Annotated in this window: 1 protein-coding gene; it reads left to right on the plus strand. The window is 70.9% G+C overall.

Annotated features, from left to right (window positions below; genetic code table 11):
- A partial coding sequence (locus ABD345_RS40200; RefSeq protein WP_425556975.1) for a hypothetical protein occupies window positions 1-372 on the plus strand: 372 nt, incomplete at its 5' end.
- Window positions 373-506: the final 134 nt, after the last annotated feature.

Below are 506 nucleotides of genomic sequence, written 5' to 3' on the forward strand. Positions count from 1 at the left end.
ATGTCCCAGACCGTCAAGCCCGGCGGTGGAGTTCTCGCCACGGTCCCGCAGCACCAGTGGCTGTGGAGCCCCGCCGACGTCGCGGCCCACCACGTCAAGCGCTACAGCCGCCGCGTCCTGATCGACGAGCTCCGGGCGGCCGGCTTCGAGCCGGTCAAGGTGACGTCGTTCGTCTCCCTGCTGCTGCCCGCGATGATGGCTGCCCGCCTGCGCAGCAAGGAAACCGCGGACGTCGAAGGCGAGCTCGGCATGGCGGCCCCGCTGAACAGCGCGTGCTTCGCAGTCATGCGACTGGAAGCCGCGCTGATCCTGGCCGGGGTGCCCTTGCCGGCGGGCGGCTCGCTGCTGGCCGTCGCCCGCCGTCCGAGCTGAGTGTCAGACGCCGATCGGGTGCCAGACGGTCTTCAGTTCCAGGTACTGCGTCAGGCGGGACAAGCCCGGAGACTCGAGCCAGTCCTCGTCCGCGGGGCGGCGGACTCGCTTGAGGTTCTCGGCGGCGGCCGCTT

Source organism: Kitasatospora saccharophila (assembly GCF_039529925.1).
Lineage (GTDB): Bacteria > Actinomycetota > Actinomycetes > Streptomycetales > Streptomycetaceae > Kitasatospora > Kitasatospora saccharophila.